This window comes from Paracandidimonas lactea (assembly GCF_021653995.1).
In the GTDB taxonomy this organism is placed as follows: Bacteria; Pseudomonadota; Gammaproteobacteria; order Burkholderiales; family Burkholderiaceae_B; genus Allopusillimonas; species Allopusillimonas lactea.
The window spans coordinates 1-21,156 of sequence record NZ_JAJJOZ010000004.1; the positions used below are offsets into that span (position 1 = coordinate 1).

Genomic DNA, 21,156 nt, shown 5'->3' on the forward strand with positions numbered 1-21,156 from the left:
CACCGGCGGCGCTCCCCCGGGAGACAACCGCCCCGTAAACCGGGACTTGCGACCCCAACCTTCGGGTTAACCCTGAGAGTTGTTGCTGCGAAGAAACGTAACTATAGCATAGTATTTTTAAGCATTGCAAACCGACATCACCCTGAAACAATAGCCATTATGGCGATGCTCACGCAGTTTTTATTTAATTCATTGATGAATAAGAATAAATTAATTTTGATCCTGCTACTTACCTTACGGAGCAATCTCCGACGTCCCGCTCTGTAGCACCCGATAATATTGGCCACCTCTGGGTCACCGCCCCGCAATCCGCCCTGGCTTGTTCGGCTTTGCCAACAATGCCAACAATGCCAATAGTGCCAATAGTGCCAATAGTGCCAATAGTGCCCACAGTGCCGACGGCGGTGACAGCACTACGGCCAGCGGCATCGTTGGTCGCTCCATAATGACGGCAGCACCTTCTCACCAGGTTCATGACTGCTGTACTCATTGGCTGGCAAGCGCCGCAGTGTCAACGCTTCGGACTACCGGGTCAGGCACGCCATGCGACGCACGCTATCCAGGGCACACCGTTAATCTGTATAGTGCTCTGTATCGTTGCGCACATCGGCTACGCAGCCTCCCAGCGGGTGGCCGCCTACATGTCCGCAGCTTTTGCAGCCGCATACTATCCACAACAATCCAGTACCTTTTCGCCGATGCCAACCACTAGCTCCAACCCAATGACAGAAGACATCCTGATCAACGTCACGCCTTTTGAAACACGGGTTGCGCAGGTAGAACAAGGGGCCGTACAAGAGATCCACGTCGAGCGCACCATACAGCGCGGCCATGTGGGCAATCTCTATTTGGGCAAGGTCGTGCGGGTACTGCCCGGCATGCAGAGCGCGTTCGTCGACATCGGGCTGGAGCGCGCAGCGTTCATCCATGTCGCCGACTTGCGGCAGAACCGCAATGAGCGCAGCAGTGGCCTTGCCGTGACACCCATCGAAAAGCTTCTGTTTGAGGGCCAGTCGCTGATGGTGCAAGTGATCAAGGATCCTCTGGGCACCAAGGGCGCACGGCTTTCCACGCAGATCAGCATCGCAGGGCGGATGCTGGTGTATTTACCTCATGATCCGCATGTGGGGATATCGCAGAAGATCGAATCCGAAGAAGAGCGGGTGGCGCTGCGCGAGCGTGTGCTCGGCCTGCGCGCACCAGACGAAACCGGCGGATTTATCGTGCGCACACAAGCGGAAGATGCCAGCGATGACGAATTGCGCGCCGATCAGTCTTATCTGCGCACCATATGGGCGGCCATCCAGGACGGCGCGCGGCGCCTGCCCGCCCCGTCGCTGCTCTATACCGATCTAACGCTGGCGCAACGCGTACTGCGCGATATGGTCGGCCCCAAGACGGGGACGATTTTTGTCGATTCACGCACGACAGCACAGCAATTGAAGGCATGGGCCGCAACCTACACGCCTTCAGTACAAGAACGTATCAGGCACTACAGCGGCGAGCGGCCCCTGTTTGATATGGCAAGCGTCGACGAGGAAATCGCGCGTGCGCTTTCGCGGCGGGTAGACCTGAAATCGGGCGGCTACCTGATTATCGACCAGACTGAAGCGCTGACGACCGTCGATGTGAATACCGGCGGCTATGTGGGCGGCCGCAACTTTGACGACACCATCTTCAAGACCAACCTGGAGGCGGCGATCGCCATTGCCCGGCAGCTACGGCTGCGCAATCTGGGCGGCATTATCATTCTGGACTTCATCGATATGGACGACCCCGAGCATCGCAGCGCAGTGCTGGCGGAGCTGAACAAGGCGCTAGCCAAAGACCGCACACGCACCACGGTGAGCGGCTTCAGCCAACTCGGACTGGTGGAGATGACACGCAAACGCACGCGCGATTCGCTGGCGCATCAATTGTGCGAGCCCTGCCCCACCTGTCAGGCCCGCGGCAGTGTGCGTACGCCACGTACCCTGTGCTATGAAATTCTGCGCGAGATTCTGCGCGAGTCGCGGCAGTTCAACCCGAAGGAGTTCCGTATTCTGGCGTCGCAGGCCGTGGTAGATCTGTTTCTGGAAGAAGAAAGCGCGCACCTGGCGATGTTGGGCGACTTCATCGGCAAGCCGATCTCGCTGCAGGTGGAAAACCAATATTCGCAGGAACAATACGATATCGTGCTGACCTGAGTACGACCGGGTACAAGCGCGGTATTGGGCCCGACTGAGTGCGGCCTGGTACAAGCGCAATATTGGGCTCGCCTGGGCGCGGCCTGACACGAGCGGGGTATTGGGCCCGACCGAGTACCGCCTGGCACAAGCACGGTATTGAGCCCGCCTGCGCACGGCTTGGTACAAGCACGGTATTGGGCCCGACCGAGCACGTCGCGGTACGAGCACGGCATTGTGCTGGCCTAAGCACGTCGCGGCATCAGGCTGCTGAAAAACTTCGCGCGCCCGCCGGCCGGATGTCAAACGCGCCGTTACTCTTTTGCTGGTGTTGCGCCCGGGCAAACGCCAGGCTTCATCATGGATGCGAAAAGCTGATCAATGCGTGCTAGCGTAGCGGCGTCGGAATAATAGCTATAAGCCTTGGTCTTGATACGCGGCCCGCCGATGGCGTTGGGCTGGTATTGCACGATATCTACGACGATGGCGCGCTCGTAGGTGGTGGCGTTGGGGTCGATCTGGTCAATCAGCGTGGCGTAGTTGGTTTCACGCTTGTCCATGACGAATTTTGCGGCATGCCCGCACGCTGCCTCGTGCTTGAACAGCGCCTGCTGTATTTGCGCGAAGTTGCCCGGCAGCACACGCTCGCCCCGGTAATGCGACGGCGCGCGCACATCGGACAGCTGTATGCCTCCGCTGGTGCCTGCGCACCCAGCCAACACGGCAACAGCCAGCGCGAGCGTTGCGCGGCGCGCCCAGCGAGTGCCCCCGGGCTGATCACCGTGCGCAATGGGAGCGTCGACGGGTGCGTCAGCCAAGCCACGCTCGCGAGGAAATTTCGCGCAGCCAAGGGCCACCGCAAAGGCATCGGCAGGCGCGCGACCATGGAGGAGCGGACGACCTGTGTGCATTTTGTCGGTCTGTGCCAGGCCGTTGCCGGTTCGAGAACTCATCATATTTCTGCTTCCTGCGATAGCGTTCGGCGCACGCGCCTGTTAATTGCAATGAGAGCGCCGCCCGTTGACCAGCGCTTCATGCGCCCGGCGATATGTTGCGGCGCAGGGATTAGTCTGCGCGAAACTGCATGTGATACAGCGAAGCGTACAACCCGTTCTGGACCAGCAACTCTTCGTGCCGGCCTTGCTCAACGATGCGGCCAGCGTCCAGCACCATGATGCGGTCTGCTTTTTGCACTGTGGACAAGCGGTGGGCGATTACCAGCGTGGTGCGACCCGCCATGAGGCGCTCGAGTGACGCCTGCACCTGCATTTCGGATTCGTTGTCCAGCGCGGAGGTAGCCTCATCTAGGATGAGGATGGGCGCGTTTTTTACCAGAGCCCGCGCAATCGCCAGGCGCTGGCGCTGCCCGCCCGAAAGCTGGCTGGCGTTCTCCCCAACGTGCGTATCGATGCCGGCGGGAAGCGAATCAACAAACTCGAGCAGGTTGGCCGCCTCAAGGGCCGCGCGGATTTCTTCGTGGCTGGCCTCGCCCCAGGCGCCATAGCCGACGTTGTCAGCGATTGTTCCTTCGAACAGCACGACGTCCTGGCTTACCAGCGACAAATGAGCCCGCAGATTATTGAGCGAAAGATCGAGGACATCCTGGCCATCGATCAGCACTTGGCCACTGGCCGGAGTGATAAAGCGAGGCAGCATGTTCACCAGCGTGGTCTTGCCGCTGCCCGAGCGGCCGACGAGTGCAATGGTTTGACCCGGCTCGGCCACAAACGATACGTTGTCAAGGGTTTCGCGCTGCGCATCGTCGAATCGATGATGAATGTTGCGAAACTCGACCCGCCCCTTGACCGGCTCGGCCAGCGCCCCCTTGCCAGTATCGAGCTCGGGGGCTTCGTCGATGAGCGCAAAGACACTTTCGGCCGAGATCAGCATGCGTTGGGTGGCGCTAGCGATCTTGGTGAGGCGCTTCATGGGATCGAATATCTGCCCGAGCGCTGTCATGAAAGCGGCAAAGCTGCCCACCGTAAGGCCGGAGGTATTGGCCTGATAAAGCGCCACAGCGATGACGACCGCCACCGATATAGCGATGGCAAACTGGGACAGCGGAGACATGGCTGCATCGGCAATGGCGGCCCGCATGGCAAAGCGACGAAGGCGCCCGTTGATGTAGGCGAAGCGTTCAGACTCGCGGTGATAGCCATTGAACAACTTTATGACGCGCTGGCCGCTGATGCCTTCTCGCACGACGCGCGTAAGTTCGGCATTCATGCCGATGGTTTCGCGGTTGATGCGGCGCAGGCGCCGGACGAAGACACGCATGATGAGCGTCGAGACCGGTAGCATCACAATCACGATCAACGTAAGCTGCCAGGACATATACAACAGCACCGCAAGCAACGCGATCACCACCAGCGTTTCACGCACGATGACAGTGACGACTTCGGCCGCCAGACCTGTGACCGTGCCGGCGTCGATGGTGAAACGATTGAGCAGGCGACCAGAATCGCCGCGCTTGAAGTCTGCGTCGGACATGCCCAGCAGGCGCTGAAACATATCTTTGCGCAGACCCAACAGCATATTGTTGGCTACCCAGGCCAGCAGGTAGTTACTGCTGAAGTTGCTCAACCCCCGCACCAGCATCAGCCCGACAACAGCCAGTGGCAACGACCAGATATAAGAAGGCTCGGCACCCGAAAAGCCTTCGTCGAGCAACGGCTTCATGATGATGGCCAGGAGCGGCTGCGTACCCGCGCCGACGCTCATTAGCAGGATCGCCAATACAATCGCCTTCCAGTACTTGGCCACGCGATTGTAGATGCGCAGCCAGATGCTGGCCTTGACGGGTTCCGCGTGGGATGCCGCAGCAGTGGAAGCAGACTTCAAAAACGGACTCGCTTATATACTATTGAATTGTTGATTTTAACGTTCCCCCGCATGGCTGCCTGCGCCGCCGGCCTGGAACACTGTTCCGATCTTAACCCACGCCCTGTACGCATGCCGATACCCTCAGCCATTTATGTGCGCCTGCCCAATTGGATAGGCGACGTCTGCATGAGTCTGCCGAGCCTGCAGGCCGTGCTGGACACCGGCGTGCCGGTGGTTGTTTGCGCCCGCCCCTGGGCGCGCGACTTGCTTTCCGCGTACAACCTGGCGGGCTTCGTCGAACTGAAGGGGCGCTGGCGTGAAGACCGCGCGGCAGTGCATGGGTGGCGAAAGCGCGCCCAGCATGCCCGACCTTACGGGCTGCTGCTGCCCGACTCTCTGTCCAGCGCGATGGTATTCAAGTTTGCGGGGATCCCCAGCGCCGGCTACCGCGACGACGGCCGCAGCCTGATTTTGCGATGGCCAGTCAACAAACCTAGCGGCAGGCAGCATGCGGTTGAATCCTGGCACTACGTCACCATGCAGGCATTGCGGCGCTGGGCGCTGCCTGTCGCCCCCCTCCCCCGGCAGCGTTCTCTGGGCTTGCGCCTCACGTCCCGTCATCAGGCCGAAGCCCGCCAAGCGCTCAAGGACGCCGGGCTCACGCCCGGCGGCTTCATTCTCATTGCTCCCACCGCCACGGGCCTGCACCAGGGCCGTATCAAGGTCTGGCCCTACTTCGATGCCCTAACCAGCCGCCTGCAAGAGGCGGGATATACGGTAGCCATGTGCCCGCCCCCGGCCGAAGTGGATGCTGCGCGTGCCGCGGCACCTATGGCGAAATTGCTTCCTCCGCTGAAACTGGGTGCGTTTGCTACACTCACTCAGCTTGCATCCTTGGTCGTATGCAATGACTCCGGTGTGTCGCATCTGGCCGCGGCGGCGGGGGCGCGGCAGCTGACGCTGTTCGGCGTCACCGATCCTGAACGCACGGGCCCGTGGTCCGATCGCGCCGTCTGCTTGGGCGATGCACACACCTGGCCCAGCCTCGAGCTGGCGGCAGAACGGGTGCAAGCGATTCTGACTTCGGACACCGACGCTATCGCATGAGTCTTTCCAGTTTCCTGACCAATCTGGTTATCCCAGTCAACCTGTGCATCGCGCTGATGCTGCTGGGCGCTGTGGCCTACATCGCCCGCCAGCGCAAGACGGGCTTTGCGCTGGCCGCAGCCGGCCTCTCGTGGGCCTTGTTCTGGTCTCTGCCCGCCTCGTCGCTGTGGGCTGGTGGGCGGCTCGAGCAAATGTACCCGCCCGCATCCGCTTCGCAAATGCCATCCGCGGAAGCCATCGTGGTGCTAGGCGGCAGCACCGCCAACAGCAGGGAGAACTGGTTTCAAACCACAATAGGCGAAGCTACGGCATCGCGCGTGGATACCGCCGGCCAACTATATGACGCCGGCCGCGCACCCCTGCTGGTGCTCTCGGGCGCTGCGTTGGACGGCAACGTCAGCGAGGCACGGATGATGGCCAACCGCCTGCGCCAGCGCGGTGTGCCCGAGCAGGCTCTGCTGCTCGAGACCCGCAGCTACACAACGCGCGAAAACGGCGTTTACACCGCCGAGCTATTACAGAAACAACACATCGGCCATGTGCTGCTGGTGACGTCGGCCCTGCATATGCCACGCGCCATGGCAGTGTTTCGCAAGCTTGGGGTCGATGCCACAGCGGCCTCTTCGCCGGCGCAGATCGTCGTACCCGATGATCCTGATTTCGCCTTCTGGCTGCCCAGCATGCGGGCGCTATCCGCCAGCCGCTCGATCGTGAAAGAGTACGTGGCGCTGCTGGTGTACTGGATGCGCGGCTGGATCTGACGTTCGGGACGCATCCCTTGGCTGGCAGGGCGGCTAATCTATCGACGGGGGCTGCAAGCCTGTAAGGTCGTACGATGTTTCGTTGTGCTCACGCACTCTTGCCCGGCCCGCCGCTACCCTGCCGATTCAAGAACAATAGTTTGGTGTAGCGAAAATAACTGCCCACGCCGGCCATGATGGCCAGGATGAAGCCTTCCCTGCCGTCCAGAAAGCCTCGGCGCACGATGTAGTGCCGGACGAACGTCCAGGCCGCATGCCCGACTGCCCCCGACACGCTCGTGGTACGCCCCTTCTCGTGCAGTAGTTGCGCAGCCACGCTGGAATAGTGGTTCTGTTTGGCAATAAAGCTTTCCAGATCCGCATAAGGGTAATGCAGGAAGTGACCCGGCAACACTGCAACTGACCCTTGTGCGAGCAGGCTTTCGTGCACTGCGACTTCTTTGAAACGTGCGCTGCCGCGCCTGAAAAGTCGCACGACATAGTCCGGCCACCAACCACTATGACGTATCCAGCGCCCGCCAAAATTGGACAGGCGGGCAATTTTATAGGCATCGGCGGCAGGGGCCGCCATGGCAGCCTGGATCGCCGCCGCCAACTCGGCCGGGACACGCTCGTCGGCATCCAGAGACAGCACCCATTCTCCAGTGGCCAAATCCAGCGCGCGATTCTTCTGGATGCCGAAGCCGGGCCAGTCATCGGAAAGGGATACCCGCGCACCGCGCGCGGCCGCGATCTCGCGCGTACCATCGGTGCTGCCCGAATCGAGCACGATGATTTCGTCGGCAAAGGCCACGGAATCGAGGCAGGCACCGATATTTGCCGCCTCGTTCTTGGTGATAATAATGACGGATAGCGTCATGGCTTGCGGCGCAGCTTGCGTTTGAGCAGTTTGAAGCGGTTGAAGATGGGCCCGATCAAGGGATGAGCCGCGACCCAGATGCGCCGCCCCACCGATCGACCCGTGGTATTGCGCACAGCAAAGCGCGATATGTGGGCAGGATCCGAGCCCGGGCGGTTGGACCCGAATGCCATGGTTGTGTACAGATGCCTGAAGCCGACGGCATGCGCGAGGTCGATATATTCGGCATCGTAATAGCCCTGCGGCCAGCAATGATGGTCCGACACGCTGCCCAGCCGCCCGCGCAGGGTGTCGCGGGCATGCTGCAGTTCGCGAGCCATATGGGTGTTCTTGTGCGCCGGGTCGGTTTTGTCCCAACGGGTGTGAGTGTCTGTATGGCTGTGGATCTCGAACACGCCATCATCCTGCATGGCCTGAGCCTCGCTCCAGCGGACGATGACTTCGTCCGCACGGCCTTCGGCAATGCGCGCCTCGCAGTCGCGATGATCCGGTGTTTCGGGCAGGCTGGCCTGGCCCAGGTGCGGCCGCAACGGGCCATCGCCGGCCCAGGCGGTAACCAGAAACAGCATAGCCGAAAAGCCATACTGCTTGAGCAGTGGGTATGCGTACACCCAGTTATCCAGGTAGCCGTCGTCGAAGGTGATGAGGACCGCCTTGCGAGGCGCCGCCTCGCCGGCCAGATGGCGCGCAAACTCGGCACTGCTCAGCGAGCGGTAGCCATGCCGGCTGAGCCAGCGCAATTGATCTTCGAAATGCTCAAGGGATACGTTGAGCATGCCGGGCGTAGGGGATACATGGTGATACATCAGCACCGGCACGGTGCGAAAACGGTTCATTGTCAACCTGCGGAATACTGTCTTGGAACCGCAAGTTTACGCGTTTGAGCGCTATGGTAGATTTGTGAGGTTTCTTCGCATGCCCGCAGCGCCCCAAATGCCTGTGCCACGCGGTCCCTGGCGCAAGTGCCCATACGCGCGACACGCTCCGAGCCCTGCTCCAGTTCGCAGACCACTTGTGCAATTGCAGCGGTATCGCCCACCGGGACAACCCAGCCTTCCTGTCCATGACGGACGTTCTCAGGCAGGCCACCGACTCCCGACACCAGCAGGGGCAAACCACAGGCCATCATTTCGAGGCAGGCATACGAGGAGGATTCCGCATAGGAGAGGACGAAACCCGCATCTGAAGCGGCCAATACCGGCCTGATGTCTCGGAGCAGACCCGGGAAAACCACCTGCGCGGACATGCCTTCCGCCATCACCGCAGCCCGGCGCTGTGCGCAGGGCGGATCACCCGCGACGATAATGCGGACACGCGTACGCAGGGCTGGCTCGAGCCCCGCGACCGCGCGAACTAGGTCGATCCAGCCCTTTTCGGTGTCGGTACCGGCCACGCTGCCCAACACCAGCAGGCCTTCATCATCGCCACCGAGGAGCTGCGCGCGTGCAGCGGCACGCTCGGCGGATGAAATCGATGGAAAACGCTGCATATCGATGCCGTGCCGTACGGTAAATACAGGCTTACGAACATAGGGAGAACGCTGCAGCATATCAGCGACATAATCACTTACGGCGATACAGGCGTCCGTGCCGAAACCGGCGCGCACCCGATTGCCAAAGCTGCCGACCTCGCGAGTATTGTGCTTGGTCCAGACAATGGCTGGCCGGCGCCGCATGCCCAGCGTGGCCAGCATGGCATGCCGGTGATCGCCCGGGCCGTTCACGTGGATGACATCGAAGCGCTCGCGCTGAATAAGACGGCGCAGCGCGAAGACCTCGCGCAGGGTGGACGATGCACGGGTAGTGAACATCTGGGCATGCACCTTGACACCCGGCACCTCGGACGCCTGAGCGTACAAGCGACTGGTGGCGGGCGTAGCGACGGCCATGTCGTGGTGGGCCGATAGCCCTTCCAACAAGGTCTTGATATACGTGACGTGACCGCCGCCGTTCAAATTGTGCGAATTAGTAACCAGTATCTTCATGTCGGCAGAATACCAGCCGTATCAATTTCTTACTAGGTTACAGGAAGCTGAAAATGCACGTACTCCCCGGGCCCGAATAGCGACTCACGTGAGAAATTGTATATGGCAAGTTTGCCGGCCTACCCTGGCGTGCGCCCAAGCCAGCGCAAATAGCAGGTTTCCGCCCGCTCCGCCATCTTGTCCGGACCGAAGTTGTCTCCTTCGCGGCAATACGCCAACCCCGCCCGCCCCATGGCTGCACGCAGCGCAGGATTGTCGACTAGACGCAACAGTGCGCTGGTCAGTGCCGGTTGATCATCGAGCGGCACCAGAATACCGGTTTCCCCATCGCGCACCATCTCGGGCACACCGCCCACTCGGGTGCCCACGACTGGCAAGCCTGCAGCGCCCGCTTCCACAAACGCAGTGCCGGATGCCTCGACACGTGTGGCCAAGGCAAAGATATCAAAGCCTTCTAGCAGATTGGGTACGTCGCGACGCATGCCCATGAAGTGAATCTTGCCCTCCAGGCCGAGTTCCCGCACTTGCGCCCGCACGCCCTCGACGACCACCTCAGCGCCTCCGCCGACCAGCACCAAGTGCACGCGCGGCCGGTCTTTGAGGACGGGAGCCATGGCATTGATCAGTTCTTTGTGCCCTTTTTGCAGGCGCATGACCGCCACACAGCCGACGATGATATCGTCCTCGCGCAAACCGAGCTCTGTACGCAAGGTGGAATGCGCGGGGCGGGGCTGCAGATCGACAGCGGGATAAACGGTGGCGACGCGATCAGGCGGCACACCGCGCGCGGTCAACATCTGGCTGACATGGTCGCTGGCAGCAGTGACGCAATGAGGTATGACCGTGTAGGTAAGCAGCGAGCCCACCTTGCGAGCCAAATGGCGGGTGCGCACGATCAGTGGCGTGCCAGCCAGACGCCCGGCAATGCCGGCCACCAAGGTATCACGGCGACTGTGGCAGTTGAGTACGTCAAATTGCCCATGCCGCAGAATGCCGCGAATAGCCCAGATGCTGCGCACAAAATGGAAAGGCGGATCCATGAGCATGGTGTGCACGGTAAAACCGTCGTCGCGGGCGCGCGGCACGAGCTGCGCATGCGGCTGACAAACCAGCTCGAGGTGATGACCGCGCTTGCGCATGGCGTTGAGCATGCGCAGGATGTATTGCTCCTGCCCGCCCATACCTGTTGCAGCTTCGGCGTGAAGAATGCGCAACGGCCGCATCAGTAGTTGATCTCCACATCATCGGGCTGCACCCATCCAGAAAGCTGCTCAAGCAGCGCATCCGCCATGCGCACGCGCCACTCCTCACCCAGCCGCACTGTGCAGTTGAATACATCTCGCTGCAGGCGGATTTCAACCGGTACGCCGGGCACGCCATTCTCGGGCTCGGCCCTGTAGGGGTTGAGCAGCTGCCTGAGCCGCGCCGCATCAGCATTGCCATTGAGCGTAATGCGCAAGCTGCGGGCTCGCGCTTCACGCGCCAATTGAAGGTCGAAGACCGACTCGGCGGATACCCGCAGGCCGCCGGAGAAATCATCGTTGCTGACTTTGCCCTGGATAATGACCAGGCGATCTTCCTTGAGGCGTTCGCGGTGCTGCTCGTACAGTTCATTGAAAATAGCAACCTCGACCTGGGCCGAGCCATCGTCCAGCGTGGCGTACAGCATCTTTCCCCGCCGCGTCATCTTGACGCGCACGGCGGACAGCACGCCAGCGAACCACTGCAGGCCGCGCGCCGGCTCCAGGCGGGCAAGCGGCTTGGGTGCGAAACGACGCACTTCGTCGCGCCAGGCATCGAACAGATGGCCGCTGAAATAGAAACCCAGTGCAGTCTTTTCCTGCGTGAGCTTGGTCTGCAAGTCCCAGGGGGCGACTTTGGCTAGTTCGGCTTCGACGATGTCATTGGCATCGTCGGCGAACAACGAAACCTGGTTGGCGCTGCGCTCAGCCTGTTCGGCTGCTTCGATGGCGCTGCCCACCGACGCCAGCAACGCAGCGCGGTTGTCTTCGATCGAATCGAAGGCGCCCGCGCGAATCAGGGCCTCGATCGTGCGGCGGTTGACAGTATGGCGATCGACACGACGGCAAAAGTCAAACAGGCTGCTGTAGGGGCCGCCTTCTTCGCGCGCCCGAATGATTTCTTCGACGGCACTCTGCCCTGTGCCCTTAACCGCGCCCATGCCATAGCGCATGGTGCGTGGAGGCTCGCCGCGTGCGGTGTATTCGTCCTGTACCGGCTCGAAGCGATAGGCCGATGCGTTGATATCGGGCGGCAGCACCTGCACGCCATTGGCCAACGCGTCTTTCCAGAACGTTTGCACCTTGTCGGTGTCGTCCATGTCGGACGACAGCGTACCTGCCAGGAACTCGGTGGGATGATAGACCTTGAGCCAGGCAGTCTGGTAAGCGATCAGCGCGTAGGCGGCGGAGTGGCTCTTGTTGAAACCATAGCCCGCGAACTTCTCCATCAGGTCGAACAGCTTGACCGCCAGATCGGCATCGTAGCCCTTCTCAACCGCGCCTTTTTCGAACAAGGCGCGGTGCTTGGCCATTTCTTCGGGCTTTTTCTTGCCCATGGCACGGCGCAGCAGATCGGCGCCGCCCAACGTGTAGCCGCCGATGATCTGCGAGATCAGCATCACCTGCTCCTGGTACACGATGACGCCGTAGGTACTGCGCAGCGTGGATTCCAGGTCGGGGTGGAAATAATCGACTTCGGCTTTGCCGTGTTTACGATTGACGAAGTCGAGCACCATGCCGGATTCGAGCGGACCGGGGCGGTACAGCGCGAGCATGGCGATGACGTCTTCGAAGGAGCTGGGGCGCAGGTTTTTGAGCAGCTCTTTCATGCCGCGCGATTCGAGCTGGAATACCGCCGTGGTATTGCCTTCGCTCAGCAGCCTGTATGTGGCCGCGTCGTCGAGCGGCAGCGCCATAATGTCGAAATCGCGCTTGCTTTCGTTGAACTGACGCACGAAGCGCACAGCCCAATCGAGGATGGTGAGGTTGCGCAGACCGAGAAAATCGAACTTGACCAGGCCCACTGCTTCGACATCGTCTTTATCGTATTGCGACACGGCATTGCTGTCGGTGCCGGGCTGGCAGTACAGAGGGCAAAAATCCGTTAGCTTGCCCGGCGCGATCAGCACCCCGCCTGCGTGCATGCCGATGTTGCGCGTGAGGCCTTCAAGCGGCCGTGCCAGGTCGACCAACGCGCGCACCTCTTCATCCTGCTCGTAGCGTTCTTTGAAGGCGGGCTCGTCGGCGAGCGTGCGCTCAAGCGTCCAGGGATCGGCGGGATTGAAGGGAATAAGCTTGGACAGGCCGTCGCACAGGGAATATGGCATTTCGAGCACACGGCCCACGTCGCGCACGACCGCCTTGGCGCCTAGCGTACCGAACGTAGCGATCTGGCTGACGGCCTCTTTGCCGTACTTATGCTTGACGTAGTCGATGACACGTTCGCGGTTGTCCTGGCAGAAGTCGATATCGAAGTCGGGCATGGACACCCGCTCGGGATTCAGGAAGCGTTCGAACAGGAGATCGTAGCGGATGGGGTCAAGGTCGGTAATGCCCAATGAATAGGCAACCAGCGAGCCGGCGCCCGACCCTCGCCCGGGCCCCACCGGCACGCCGTTGTTTTTGCCCCAGTTGATGAAATCCTGCACGATCAGGAAGTAACCTGGAAAGCCCATGGAAATGATGGTTTGGCATTCCCAGCGCAGGCGTTCGAGATACTGCGGGTATTTTTCAATGCGTTCGGCCTCGTCCGGGTATAGCTGCGCCATGCGGCGGGCCAGACCCTCTTCGGCGAGTTGCGCGAGATAGTCATCGAGCGAAATGCCGTCTGGTGTGGGAAAGTTGGGCAGTTGCGGCTTGCCAAGCACCAGGGTCAGGTTGCAGCGCTTGGCGATCTCGATGGTATTGGCGAGCGCCGACGGCACATCTGCAAAGCGCCGCGCCATGTCGTCAGAGCTGAGCAAGTATTGTTCGCGTGTAAAGCGGCGTGCGCGCCGTGCATTGCCTAACTGCTCGCCCTCGGCGATACAGGTGCGCGCCTCATGCGCGCGAAAATCACCTTCGTCGAGAAACTGCACCGGATGAGTAGCCACCACCGGCAGCCCCAACTGCGACGCCACCCTGAGCGCCGCCTGAACATAGGCTTCGTCGCCGTCGTGGCCGCTGCGCTGCAGTTCGATGTAGTAGCTGTTGGGAAACAGGCGCCCCCAGCCAGCGGCCAGTGCCTCGGCCTCGGCCGTTTTGCCTGCTTCGAGCATTTGCCCGACATCACCAGCGCGCCCGCCCGAAAGAACAATGAGCCCGGGCTGGTCCTGCAGCCATGCGCGCTTGACCTCGGCCCGGCCGCGGTATTGGTTGTCGAGCCAGGCTTTGGTAAGAATATCGCACAGCGCGAGATAGCCCGCGTGATTGCGCGCCAGCAGCAATAGGCGATAGGGTTTGTCGCGATCTTGCTCGTTCTCGAGCCAGATATCGCAGCCGCAGATGGGCTTGACCCCTTTTCCACGCGCGCCCTTGTAGAACTTGATGAAGCCGAAGATGTTGCTCAGGTCGGTGAGCGCCATGGCCGGCTGGCCGAACTGCGCCGCCCTTTTGATGAGATCCGGGATGCGGCCTATGCCATCCACCACAGAAAATTCGGAATGGACACGCAAGTGGACGAATGAGGGGGCGAGAACGGCTTCGGTCATGGGCAGATTGTACCGTCAGCGCTGCATGGCGCCCCATGCTTTCTGCAACCGTTTCACCGAAACCGGCATGGGTGTGCGAAGCTCCTGGGCGAACAGCGCCACGCGCAGCTCTTCCAGCAGCCAGCGGAAGGTATCGAGCTGCGTATCACGCGCCCCCTTGAGCGTGGACAGTGCGCGCTGATACTGCGTGAGCAGAGGTGCCATCTCGGCCATCAGCCGGGCGTCGCGGGCCGGGTCCGCGCGCAGTTTGTCGATGCGCGCCTGGGCCGCCTTGAAATAGCGGGGAAAATGGCTCAGATGTTCATAGGGCGTGTCGCGCAGAAACCATTTACCCACCAATTGTCCCTGCTGCTTCTGCAGGTCAGCATAGGCTGCGGCATGCGTCTTCGCCTGGGGCAGCTTCTTCTGCAGCGCGGCCCATTCGGCCAGAATCTGGCCGGCCAGGCGCCCTACCTCCTGCGCCAGCAGACCCAGCCTTGCCTTGCCCTCGGTACGTCGGGTTTCAAAACCCTCGGCATCCACCGGCCAGGGCTCGGCCAAGCAAGCACGTTCGAGCGCACAGTCGATGATCTGGTCGCGAAGCTCCTCTTGTGTGCCCAGGCTGATGTACTGCATGCTCATGCGGGTAAGGTCGGGCAGGTTTTTTTCCAGATACTTTACCTGGTCACGCAGGCCAAGACGGAACAGGCGGCGCAAGCCCGCCTGATGGTGCTCGCGCGCCTGGGCCGGGTCGTCGAATACGTCCAGATCGCAGTGGCTGCCCTTGTCAACCAGCGCCGGGTAGCCAATAAACGACTGCCCCTTGCGCTTGATCTCCATGATTTCGGGCAGCGGCCCGAACGTCCAGGCCGTCAGCTGCTCGTGCGCCAGCGCCTGTGCAACGTTCTCGTCGCGCGCCGCAACTTTCTGGAACGATGCCTGCGCCTCGCGGCCATGTTCGGCTTTGAGTTGATCGAGGTTGCGCCCGCCGGAGAGCATACGCCCGTGCTCATCCACGACTTTGAAGTTCATGAACAGATGGGCAGGCAGCGTTTCGAGCTTGAAGTCGCTGCGCTGGGGCCGCACCTTTACCTGCTCCCACATATCGGCGCTGATCGCATCCAGCAGGCCCATCGACGGATTTTGGGCGCGCTCGAACCAACGCTCGAAGAAACCAGCAGCGTAATCGGGCAATGGCACGCAATGGCGGCGCAGCTTCTGTGGCAAGGACCTGAGCAGCAAAAGCACCTTATCCTTGAGCATGCCGGGCACCAGCCATTCGCAGCGCGATGGGTCGATCTGGTTCAGCGCAAACAGCGGCACCGTGAGCGTTACACCGTCGCGCAATGAGCCGGGCTCGAAGTGATAATCCAGCCCCATGCGCACCCCCTGCCATTCAACCTCGCGGGGAAAGACATCGGTAGTGACCCCCGCAGCGTCGTGGCGCATCAGATCGTCGCGTGAGAGCATCAGGGCCGCGGCCTGCTGCTTGTTCAGGCCCTTGAACCATTTTTCGAGCGTGGCGGTCTGAAAGATGCCCTCGGGCAGCTTCTGGTCGTAGAACGCGTAGATGAGCGCATCGTCCACCAGGATGTCGGGGCGACGGGTCTGGTGTTCCAGCTTTTCGATGGAGGCGATCAGCTTGCGGTTGTGCTGCAAAAAAGCGAGGTTCGCATCGACCTCGCCCGGCACCAGCGCTTCGCGGATGAAGATATCGCGCGCCTGCGCCGGATCGATGCGGCCAAAATGCACGCGCCGGCCGTGATACACCGGCAGCCCATACAGCGTGGCACGCTCGTTGGCCACGACCTGCCCCGCCTTCTTTTCCCAGCGCGGGTCGGACCAACTGCGCTGCAGCAGGTGCCCGCCCGCCCGCTCGAGCCAAACCGGATCAATGCCCGCAACGCAACGGGCATATAAGCGTGTTGTTTCCACCAGCTCCGCAGCCACGACCCAGCGGCCTGCTTTTTTTACCAACCGCGAGCCGGGATGGATATGGAACTTGATACCGCGCGCGCCTTGATATGCGCCGGACTCTTCGCTTTTAAGCCCGATATTGCCCAACAGGCCGGCCAGCAGCGCCATATGTGTCTGCTCATACGTGGCCGCCACAGTGTTGACACGCCAACCCTGCTCGCCCACCAATGCGGCGAGCTGGGTATGCACATCATGCCATTCGCGCAGACGCAGGGGCGAGAGGAAGTTTTGCCGCAGCAGCGCAGCCAGCTTGCGCTGCGAGGCTCGATGCTCGACCTGCTCGCCGTACCACCGCCAAAGCTTGAGATAGGAAAGGAACTCGGATTTGTCGTCCGCGAACTTGGCGTGGGCGGCTTCCGAGGCTTCGCGCTCCTGCATGGGGCGGTCGCGCGGATCCTGCACCGATAGCGCGGATGCAATCACCAGAATCTCGGCCAGGCACTGCTGGTCGCGGGCGGCCAGCACCATGCGCGCGATGCGTGGATCGACAGGCAGGCGTGCCAACTCCCGCCCCGTATCGGTGAGCGTGTTGGCATCATCGATGGCACCGAGCTCTTGCAGCAGGTGATAACCGTCGGCAATGGCCCGCCCCGATGGCATGTCAACGAAGGGAAAGCTTTCGATGTCGTTCAGCCGCAGCGCCTTCATGCGCAGAATCACCGATGCCAGCGAGGAACGCAGCACTTCGGGGTCTGTGAATGCCGCGCGCTTGTTGAAATCGTCTTCGCTGTACAGACGGATGCAGACGCCAGGGCCGATACGGCCACAACGCCCCGCCCGCTGGTTGGCAGACGCTTGGCTGATGGGCTCAATGCGCAGTTGCTCAACCTTGTTGCGCCACGAATAGCGCTTGATGCGTGCCAACCCGCTGTCCACCACATAGCGAATGCCGGGTACGGTCAGCGAGGTTTCGGCCACGTTGGTGGCCAACACAATACGACGCACATTGCCCTGGGGCTTGAAGATGCGCTCTTGCTCGGCCTGCGACAGCCGCGCATAAAGCGGCAAGATCTCGCTGGCGGCGAGGCTGCTCTTGCGCAGGCCCTCGACGGTTTCGCGGATTTCGCGCTCACCGGGCAGGAAGACGAGCACATCGCCCGGACCATGGCGGGCGCATTCGCCCACGGCGTCTACCACTGCATCGATCAGATCACGCTCTTCATCCAGGTGCGCGCGGCGCCCGCCTTCGTCGCGCCCTGCATCGCGGCTTACGCCAGTCGCGGCCTTGTCATCGACCGCGTCATCCTGCAGCACCGGCCGGTAGCGCAGCTCTACCGGATACAGGCGCCCGGACACCTCGATCACCGGCGCGGGGCGCCCGGGCTGGCCGAAATGCTCGGCAAATCGCGCGGCGTCGATAGTGGCCGAGGTGATGATGAGCTTAAGGTCGCGCCGGCGCGGCAACAACTGCTTGAGAAAGCCAAGCAGGAAATCGATGTTCAGGCTGCGCTCATGCGCTTCGTCGATGATGATGGTGTCATAACGGCGCAGCAGGGGGTCGCGCTGCGACTCCGCAAGCAGAATGCCGTCTGTCATCAACTTGATGGCCGTGCCCGGGCCGCTGCGGTCGCTAAAGCGTATCTGGTAGCCAACCCAATCGCCGATCTCCGTGTTCAGCTCTTGTGCGATGCGCTTGGCCACCGACGTTGCAGCCAGGCGGCGCGGCTGTGTATGGCCGATGATGCCGCGCCGCCCGCGCCCCAACTCCAGGCAGATCTTGGGCAACTGCGTAGTTTTGCCCGAGCCGGTTTCGCCCGACACAATAATCACTTGGCTGGCTTTGATCGCTGCCGCGATGTCGGCACGGCGGGCGCTGACGGGAAGGTCGTCGGGATAGGCCAGCGGCGGCAGCGGCCTGTCGGCCTGCGGATCGCGGGCTTGCCCGCCCTCTGTGGACGGCGATGCCTTCGCGCCATGGTTGCGGCCTGCGCCGGCGTCACTCGGCTTCTGGCGGTGCGCCTCGGATTTGTTACGCGTGTGTGCGTTTTCCGACAAATTGTCAGACTCTTGCATGAAACTTCTTTTAGGTGGACAGTCCATCATTATAATTTTGACTGCAGCAACTTTCCCCGGACCGCATCGCCCATGACCACGCCAGACGCCGACATCACGTTTTCCGCACAAGACGCGCCCGAGTTCGCGCCGGCTCAGTTTGTGCGATGGTTTCGCGAGGTCGCTCCTTATGTACATGATTTTCGGGGCAAAACCTTTGTCATCGGCTTCGGCGGCGAACTGGTGCGCGATGGCGTGCTCAACGCGCTCATCCAAGACCTTTCCCTGCTGTCGTCGCTGGGCGTCAAGCTGGTGCTGGTGCATGGCTCGCGCCCGCAAGTCAACGAACAACTGCGTCTCAAGGGTTTTGCCACCCAGTTTGGCAGCGGCACCGAGCCCACCACCCCCGAGGCGCTTGAATGCGCCAAAGAAGCGGCGGGTGAAATCCGCCTGGACATCGAAGCCGCTTTCAGCCAGGGGCTGCCCAATACGCCCATGTCGCACGCGCAGATCCGCGTAATTTCAGGCAACTTCGTCACCGCCCGGCCGGTAGGCGTAATCGACGGCGTCGATTACCTCCACACCGGCGCAGTGCGCAAGATGGACGTCGATGCCATGAACAGCATCATGCACCAGCGCGCCATCGTGCTGCTGTCTCCTCTGGGCTTCTCGCCCACCGGCGAGGCGTTCAACCTGGCCATGGAAGACCTTGCCACCAGCGCCGCGGTTGCACTGCGCGCCGAGAAACTCATCTTCCTGACCCAGGATTGCACCATTCGCAATACCGACGGTTCAGTAGATACAGAGCTCGCACGCGAGGATGCGGACAAGCTGCTGCTGGCCGGTGGCGCGCTGGACGACGACACGGCAAGGTTTCTGACCCACGCCTCGCTGGCCGTAAAGCGCGGCGTGGCACGCGCACACTTGGTGCCCTATACGCTGGACGGCTCCGTATTGCTGGAGATCTTCACCCACGATGGCGTCGGCACAATGGTGGTCGAAGATACGCTGGACGATCTGCGCCCGGCCACCGTCGACGATATTGGCGCGATCGTACAGCTTATTGAGCCGTTGGAGGCCGACGGCACGCTTGTGCCGCGCGGCCGTTCAGTCATCGAGCGCGATCTCGAACGCTTTACCGTACTCGAACACGACGGCGTCATCTACGGCTGTGTGTCGCTCATCCCCTATCTGGAAGACGACATGGCCGAGATGGCCTGCCTCATCGTACATCCCGAATGGCAGGGCACCGGCGAAGGTGAAATGCTGCTGCGCCACACTGAAAGCCGAGCGCGCGCCATGGGCGCCAAACGGCTGTTCGTGCTCACCACACGCACGTCGCACTGGTTCATGAAACGCGGCTTCGTGCGCGGTGGTGTGTCGGACCTGCCCAAGGAGAAGCAGGCGCACTACAACCGTTCGCGCAACAGCCTGGTTTTCATCAAGAAGCTGTAGCGCCGCTGCGGACGGTAAAATGAGGCATACTTTGGCGCACGCCCAGGCATGGCGCATAGCGCGGCACGCACCGCCGCGCCATGCATAACGTGCAATATAAGCGCAATGCGTGCTCGTTTACGCGCCGGCTGGCTTATCAACCCCCAATTTGCAGAGGTATATCCGACATGGCTCGCATGGTTCACTGTGTAAAACTCAAGCGCGAGGCCGAAGGGCTGGACTTCCCCCCCTACCCCGGCGATCTAGGCGTACGCATCTGGCAAAACGTGTCCAAGCAGGCATGGGCGCAATGGATACAGACGCAAACCCGCCTGGTAAACGAAAACCGCCTCAACCTTGCCGATGCCCGAGCCCGCAAATACCTGGCCCAGCAAATGGAGAAGTTTCTGTTCGAAGATGCAGACGTCGAGGCACAAGGCTACGTACCGCCATCCGAATGAAGCGCTAACACGCACACAGAAAAAGGGGGCATGCCCCCTTTTTATCGCCCATCAACCGCGTGTGCCACGCGAGTGCGGAGCCGTTCTGCGGCGGTAAGGCGGCGCAGGTAGCCAGCGCCAGCGCGCTTGTGCCTGCCGCTTCTCAGGCCTTGTCGTCTTCGTCGGCTGACTCGCCGCGGGCGACACGCTCGGTGGCTTTGACGCCGGTGTGGCGGACATCGTCGCCGTGCACCATGTAAATGACCCGTTCGGCCATATTCTTGGCGTGGTCGCCGATGCGCTCAAGGGCGCGCGCGATGAAGATGAGATCAATCGAGCGCGAAATGGTGCGCGGATCTTCAATCATGTAGGTGATGATGTGACGCAGCGACCCCTTCCATTCGCGGTCGACTTCCTTGTCGTTGCGCACGACGGTTGCCGCGTGGATTGGGTCCATGCGGGCAAAGGCGTCAAGCGCATCGTGGATCATGCCCGCGACGCATGTGGCCATGTGGCGCAGTTCGACGACTGGCTCGTAGCGCTCGTTGCTTTCATGCAGACGGCGCGCCATTTTGGCGATTTTCTCGGCCTCATCGCCGCAGCGCTCCATGTCGGTGAGCATCTTGGATACCGACAGCAACAGGCGCAGATCGCCCGCCGTAGGCTGATTGCGGGCGATCAGCAGGCCAATACGCTCATCGATTTCGACCTCAAGGCGATTGACTTCTTTTTCGCGTTCGCGAACCGTTTCGACCAGGCTGAGATCACCGCTTGCCAGGGCATCCATACCCTCCCTGACCATGGACTCCACCAGCCCGCCCATCTGCAGAAACAGTGAGCGCGTGGTTTCGAGATCGGAATGAAACTGCTTGTTGGTGTGCTCAGTCATGGTGGCCTCTGTACAGCAATTATATGTGTGCGGCC

The 21,156-nt window shown here is 61.4% G+C and carries 14 protein-coding genes; 5 read left to right on the top strand and 9 right to left on the bottom strand.

Annotation, left to right across the window (positions count from 1 at the left end; genetic code table 11):
- Positions 1-722 precede the first annotated feature (722 nt).
- A complete protein-coding gene (rng, locus tag LOL23_RS08970) occupies positions 723-2,186 on the top strand; it encodes a ribonuclease G (protein WP_160980041.1) in 1,464 nt (487 codons plus the stop codon).
- 293 nt (positions 2,187-2,479) lie between these two features.
- Here rng and LOL23_RS08975 read toward each other — a convergent pair whose 3' ends face one another.
- Positions 2,480-3,121, bottom strand: a complete 642-nt coding sequence (locus LOL23_RS08975; RefSeq protein ID WP_160979979.1) for a hypothetical protein — start codon at positions 3,119-3,121, stop codon at positions 2,480-2,482.
- 109 nt (positions 3,122-3,230) lie between these two features.
- A complete protein-coding gene (msbA, locus tag LOL23_RS08980) occupies positions 3,231-5,006 on the bottom strand; it encodes a lipid A export permease/ATP-binding protein MsbA (RefSeq protein WP_160979977.1) in 1,776 nt (591 codons plus the stop codon).
- Between the two features lie 111 nt (positions 5,007-5,117).
- On the opposite strand from msbA, the gene LOL23_RS08985 reads away from it, so the two are divergent.
- Both LOL23_RS08985 and LOL23_RS08990 read left to right on the top strand, forming a co-directional pair.
- Complete coding sequence (locus tag LOL23_RS08985; RefSeq protein ID WP_160979975.1) at positions 5,118-6,095, top strand: glycosyltransferase family 9 protein; 978 nt, start codon at positions 5,118-5,120, stop codon at positions 6,093-6,095.
- The gene (locus tag LOL23_RS08990; protein WP_160979973.1) at positions 6,092-6,856 is read left to right on the top strand and encodes a YdcF family protein; all 765 of its coding nucleotides are present in this window, start codon (positions 6,092-6,094) and stop codon (positions 6,854-6,856) included. Before LOL23_RS08985 ends, LOL23_RS08990 begins: the two co-directional genes overlap by 4 nt.
- Before the next feature lie 88 nt (positions 6,857-6,944).
- Here LOL23_RS08990 and LOL23_RS08995 read toward each other — a convergent pair whose 3' ends face one another.
- From LOL23_RS08995 to hrpA, 6 genes are all read right to left on the bottom strand, one after another.
- Positions 6,945-7,715, bottom strand: a complete 771-nt coding sequence (locus LOL23_RS08995) for a glycosyltransferase family 2 protein (protein WP_160979971.1) — start codon at positions 7,713-7,715, stop codon at positions 6,945-6,947.
- A complete protein-coding gene (locus LOL23_RS09000) occupies positions 7,712-8,551 on the bottom strand; it encodes a polysaccharide deacetylase family protein (protein ID WP_160979969.1) in 840 nt (279 codons plus the stop codon). Before LOL23_RS09000 ends, LOL23_RS08995 begins: the two co-directional genes overlap by 4 nt.
- A 2-nt stretch (positions 8,552-8,553) precedes the next feature.
- A complete protein-coding gene (locus tag LOL23_RS09005) occupies positions 8,554-9,699 on the bottom strand; it encodes a glycosyltransferase (RefSeq protein ID WP_160979967.1) in 1,146 nt (381 codons plus the stop codon).
- Positions 9,700-9,818: 119 nt separating this feature from the next.
- Entirely contained in the window at positions 9,819-10,922 is a 1,104-nt protein-coding gene (locus tag LOL23_RS09010) for a glycosyltransferase family 4 protein (protein ID WP_160979965.1), read from the bottom strand.
- The gene (dnaE, locus tag LOL23_RS09015; protein ID WP_237173505.1) at positions 10,922-14,410 is read right to left on the bottom strand and encodes a DNA polymerase III subunit alpha; all 3,489 of its coding nucleotides are present in this window, start codon (positions 14,408-14,410) and stop codon (positions 10,922-10,924) included. Before dnaE ends, LOL23_RS09010 begins: the two co-directional genes overlap by 1 nt.
- Before the next feature lie 15 nt (positions 14,411-14,425).
- Positions 14,426-18,406, bottom strand: coding sequence for an ATP-dependent RNA helicase HrpA (gene hrpA, locus LOL23_RS09020; protein ID WP_439652083.1), 3,981 nt, complete (start codon positions 18,404-18,406; stop codon positions 14,426-14,428).
- 45 nt (positions 18,407-18,451) lie between these two features.
- On the opposite strand from hrpA, the gene argA reads away from it, so the two are divergent.
- Positions 18,452-19,813 carry an amino-acid N-acetyltransferase gene (gene argA, locus LOL23_RS09025; RefSeq protein WP_160979959.1) on the top strand — a complete coding sequence of 454 codons (1,362 nt, stop codon included), beginning with the start codon at positions 18,452-18,454 and terminating at the stop codon, positions 19,811-19,813.
- A 167-nt stretch (positions 19,814-19,980) separates the two neighbouring features.
- Positions 19,981-20,253, top strand: a complete 273-nt coding sequence (locus tag LOL23_RS09030) for an oxidative damage protection protein (protein ID WP_160979957.1) — start codon at positions 19,981-19,983, stop codon at positions 20,251-20,253.
- A gap of 142 nt (positions 20,254-20,395) precedes the next feature.
- On the opposite strand, the gene phoU is transcribed toward LOL23_RS09030, so the two are convergent.
- Positions 20,396-21,121 (bottom strand): phosphate signaling complex protein PhoU, encoded by a 726-nt coding sequence (gene phoU, locus LOL23_RS09035; RefSeq protein WP_160979955.1) that lies wholly within the window; start codon positions 21,119-21,121, stop codon positions 20,396-20,398.
- Positions 21,122-21,156: the final 35 nt, after the last annotated feature.

What these genes read in the sequence shown, in the direction of transcription:
- phoU (WP_160979955.1), bottom strand. Translation starts at nt 21,121, where the DNA reads ATGACTGAGCACACCAACAAGCAGTTTCATTCCGATCTCGAAACCACG.
- LOL23_RS08975 (WP_160979979.1), bottom strand. Translation starts at nt 3,121, where the DNA reads ATGATGAGTTCTCGAACCGGCAACGGCCTGGCACAGACCGACAAAATG.
- rng (WP_160980041.1), top strand. Translation starts at nt 723, where the DNA reads ATGACAGAAGACATCCTGATCAACGTCACGCCTTTTGAAACACGGGTT.
- LOL23_RS09010 (WP_160979965.1), bottom strand. Translation starts at nt 10,922, where the DNA reads ATGCGGCCGTTGCGCATTCTTCACGCCGAAGCTGCAACAGGTATGGGC.
- LOL23_RS08985 (WP_160979975.1), top strand. Translation starts at nt 5,118, where the DNA reads ATGCCGATACCCTCAGCCATTTATGTGCGCCTGCCCAATTGGATAGGC.
- LOL23_RS09005 (WP_160979967.1), bottom strand. Translation starts at nt 9,699, where the DNA reads ATGAAGATACTGGTTACTAATTCGCACAATTTGAACGGCGGCGGTCAC.
- LOL23_RS09030 (WP_160979957.1), top strand. Translation starts at nt 19,981, where the DNA reads ATGGCTCGCATGGTTCACTGTGTAAAACTCAAGCGCGAGGCCGAAGGG.
- hrpA (WP_439652083.1), bottom strand. Translation starts at nt 18,406, where the DNA reads ATGGACTGTCCACCTAAAAGAAGTTTCATGCAAGAGTCTGACAATTTG.
- LOL23_RS08990 (WP_160979973.1), top strand. Translation starts at nt 6,092, where the DNA reads ATGAGTCTTTCCAGTTTCCTGACCAATCTGGTTATCCCAGTCAACCTG.
- dnaE (WP_237173505.1), bottom strand. Translation starts at nt 14,410, where the DNA reads ATGACCGAAGCCGTTCTCGCCCCCTCATTCGTCCACTTGCGTGTCCAT.
- LOL23_RS09000 (WP_160979969.1), bottom strand. Translation starts at nt 8,551, where the DNA reads ATGAACCGTTTTCGCACCGTGCCGGTGCTGATGTATCACCATGTATCC.
- LOL23_RS08995 (WP_160979971.1), bottom strand. Translation starts at nt 7,715, where the DNA reads ATGACGCTATCCGTCATTATTATCACCAAGAACGAGGCGGCAAATATC.
- argA (WP_160979959.1), top strand. Translation starts at nt 18,452, where the DNA reads ATGACCACGCCAGACGCCGACATCACGTTTTCCGCACAAGACGCGCCC.